4 protein-coding genes and 1 pseudogene are annotated in these 3,001 nt (G+C 77.3%); 2 read left to right on the top strand and 3 right to left on the bottom strand.

Going from position 1 to position 3,001, the window contains the following annotated elements:
- Positions 1-60: 60 nt before the first annotated feature.
- On the bottom strand, positions 61-795 hold the full coding sequence (nth, locus tag WCS02_RS19170; protein ID WP_340295882.1) for an endonuclease III: 735 nt from the start codon (positions 793-795) through the stop codon (positions 61-63).
- Between the two features lie 153 nt (positions 796-948).
- Between nth and WCS02_RS19165 the strand changes: the two genes are divergently transcribed.
- Positions 949-1,494: a hypothetical protein gene (locus WCS02_RS19165; RefSeq protein WP_340295881.1), complete on the top strand. Its 546-nt coding sequence runs from the start codon at positions 949-951 to the stop codon at positions 1,492-1,494.
- A gap of 88 nt (positions 1,495-1,582) precedes the next feature.
- Complete coding sequence (locus tag WCS02_RS19160; protein WP_340295880.1) at positions 1,583-2,257, top strand: Crp/Fnr family transcriptional regulator; 675 nt, start codon at positions 1,583-1,585, stop codon at positions 2,255-2,257.
- Here WCS02_RS19160 and WCS02_RS19155 read toward each other — a convergent pair.
- Positions 2,238-2,792: an NUDIX hydrolase gene (locus tag WCS02_RS19155; protein WP_340295879.1), complete on the bottom strand. Its 555-nt coding sequence runs from the start codon at positions 2,790-2,792 to the stop codon at positions 2,238-2,240. The two genes, WCS02_RS19160 and WCS02_RS19155, sit on opposite strands and share 20 nt — an antisense overlap.
- Positions 2,789-3,001: pseudogene (locus WCS02_RS19150) on the bottom strand (MBL fold metallo-hydrolase); the annotation flags it as partial. The pseudogene WCS02_RS19150 and the gene WCS02_RS19155, both read right to left, overlap by 4 nt.

The raw sequence follows: 3,001 nt of genomic DNA, 5'->3' as shown, positions 1-3,001 counted from the left end.
CGTCGGGCCCCTGCCGCCGCCGCGGCGCCCGGCCCTCGTCGGGGCTGCCGGCGGTCGCGCTCACCGTCGCCCCTCGGTCGTCACCAGCGCCGCGGCCAGCACGGGGTCGGTCTCGCCCGCGCCGTAGGACGGGCACAGCCGGGCCACGGGGCAGGCACCGCAGGCGGGCCTACGGGCGTGGCAGGTGCGCCGGCCGTGGAAGATCAGCCGGTGGGAGAGGATCGTCCAGTCCCGGCGGGGGAACAGCCCGGCCAGGTCGGCCTCGACCTTGACCGGGTCCTCGTGCCCGGTCCAGCCCAGCCGCCGGGCGAGGCGGCCGACGTGGGTGTCCACGGTGATGCCCGGGATGCCGAACGCGTCGCCGAGCACGACGTTGGCCGTCTTGCGCCCGACGCCGGGCAGCGTGACGAGGTCCTCGAGCCGGCCGGGCACCTGCCCGTCGAAGCGCTCGACGAGCGCCGCGCCGAGGCCGACGAGGCTCGCCGACTTGGCGCGGAAGAAGCCGGTCGGCCGGACCATCGCCTCGAGCTCGACCGGGTCGGCACCGGCGTAGGCCGCGGCGTCCGGGTAGCGGGCGAACAGGGCGGGCGTCACCGAGTTCACGCGCCGGTCGGTGCTCTGCGCGGACAGGACCGTGGCCACCAGCAGCTGCAGCGGGTCGCCGAAGTCGAGCTCGCAGCGGGCGTCCGGGTACCGGTCGGCGAGGAGCCGGTGCACCTTCCGGGCGCGCCGCACCAGGGCCGTGCGCGAGGTGGACGTCGCGCCCCCCTCGACGTCTCCTGGGGGGACCGGCACCTGGCCAGGGTACGAGCAGGTGCGCCCTCCGGGTGACGCGGCGTGACCGTCCTCCAGCACGGGGGGCGGCCGGACGACATCACCGGTGCCGGGGAGAGACCCCGGCAGCACGGCGGCCGCCCCCGGCCGGGACAGGCGACCGAGAGGCCCGACATGCAGATCCCCAGGCAGGCAGACCGCTCCCGCGCACCGCGCGCGGAGCGCCTCGACGGTGCGGCGGAGCTCCGTGCCCGCCGCCGCCACCTGGTGGAGCAGCTGCGCGGCGTCGGCTACTGGCAGCGCCTGGTCCAGGCCCGCACGGACCTGCAGGTCGCGGGGCTGCTCTACGCCTGCCCCGTCCCGGCGGCGGTCCGCCCCGCCCCGCCCTCCCCCGCCGCGGCGGCGTGGTCGCCGAGCACCCTCGGTGACGACGACGGCCTGACGGCTCTCGTGCCTCCCCCGGCGGGCCTGGACGTGCTCGGCCTGGTCGGCGGCGTCCCCACCGACCCGGGTGCCCAGCTGGGCCGGCTCCGCGACGTCGCGCTCGTGCTGGTGCGCCGCAGCCGCGCGCTGCAGCAGGAGCTGGACTCCGTGACCGCCGCCCTGCACGCCTGCCTGGCGCGCGACGGCGCCGTCGACGACCACGCGTCGGACGCCGCGGAGGCCCCCGCAGCGGGCACCGGACCCGTCCCCGCGCCCGGCCACGCGGCCCTCGCCTGACGCGCCGGGACCCGTGACCGTCCGCAGGCAGCGCGCAGGCTCCTCCTACGGCATGATCGCTGCTGCCGGCACGAGCCAGGGAGGTCGCATGGCGGAGGACATCCTGCGTCGGGCACCGCTGCTCGCCGCGGTCGACGAGGAGTCGGCCACCGACATCATCGGCCGCATGAAGGCGGTCGAGCTGGCCCGCGGGGACCGGCTCTTCCACGAGGGCGACCCCGGGGACGCGCTCTACGTCATCGAGACCGGCAAGATCAAGCTCGCCCGCCGCGCCGCCGACGGCCGCGAGAACCTGCTGGCGATCCTCGGCCCGGGCGAGATGTTCGGCGAGCTGTCCCTGTTCGACCCGGGGCCCCGCGTCGCCACCGCCGTCGCGGTGTCCAACGCCCGCGTGCACTCCCTCACCCGCGACGACTTCGTGCCGCTGCTCGACCAGCCCCGCGTGGCGCTGTCGCTGCTGGCCGCGCTCGGACGACGGCTCCGGCGCACCAACGAGGCCCTCGCCGACCTGGTGTTCTCCGACGTGCCCGGCCGGGTCGCCAAGGCCCTGCTCGACCTCGCGAGCCGGTTCGGCCGCCAGTCCGAGGACGGGGTGCTCGTCGCGCACGAGCTCACGCAGGAGGAGCTCGCGCAGCTCGTCGGCGCCAGCCGGGAGACGGTCAACAAGGCCCTCGCCGACTTCGCCGGGCGCGGCTGGCTCCGCCTGGAGGCCCGCGCCGTGACGATCCTCGACGCGGAGCGCCTCACCCGTCGAGCCCGCTGAGCAGCCACAGCAGCGCCACCACGCTGAGGCCCTCCTGCACCTGCCCGTCCGTGAGCAGCGCGCGCACCTGCGCCGGGGAGAACCAGCCCACCTCGTCCGCCTCGACCGGGTCGTGCGGGCCGACCTGCTCCCCCGCCTCTGCCAGGCACACCTCGAACCGCTGGTCGGCGCTGCCGCCGAGGGGGTGGAAGCCGGTGAGCCGGCGCACGTCCCGCACGGTCCACCCGGTCTCCTCCAGCGTCTCCCGGGCCGCGGCCTCCTCGACGCCCTCGCCCGGCTCCACCCGTCCGGCCGGGACCTCCCAGCCCCACGCGTCAGGCACGACCCGGTGCCGCCACATGAGCAGCACCGCACCGTCCGGCCGCCGCACCGCACAGGCGACCGCCGCGGCGGTGGAGCGCACGGCGTGGTGCTCGTAGCGGTGGCCGCCGGGGTGGACGACGTCGAGCAGGTGCAGCGTCACCCACGGGCTCTCGTATAGGCTGCGCTCGCCGAGCACCTGCCAGCGGCTCGTCCCGGCCGCGTCGTCGCTCACACTCGCCCCAGGTGGACCAGGGTCGCCCGGACCGTGCGCGCGGCCGCCCCGAGCAGGACGGGGTCGTCGACGTCGGGGTAGACGGCGGCGACCACGGCCACCACGAGCCCGTCGTCGTCCGGCCCGCCCGCGCCCGCCGGGTCGGCGAGGTCGGCGAGGGCGGCCCGCACCTGCTGCACGCGCGCGAGCCGGTGCGCGCGCAGGGCGGT

This window comes from Aquipuribacter hungaricus, from assembly GCF_037860755.1.
Lineage (GTDB): Bacteria > Actinomycetota > Actinomycetes > Actinomycetales > JBBAYJ01 > Aquipuribacter > Aquipuribacter hungaricus.
The sequence above is the reverse complement of the archived record's forward strand: the minus strand, read 5'-3'. Positions and strand labels throughout refer to the sequence as shown.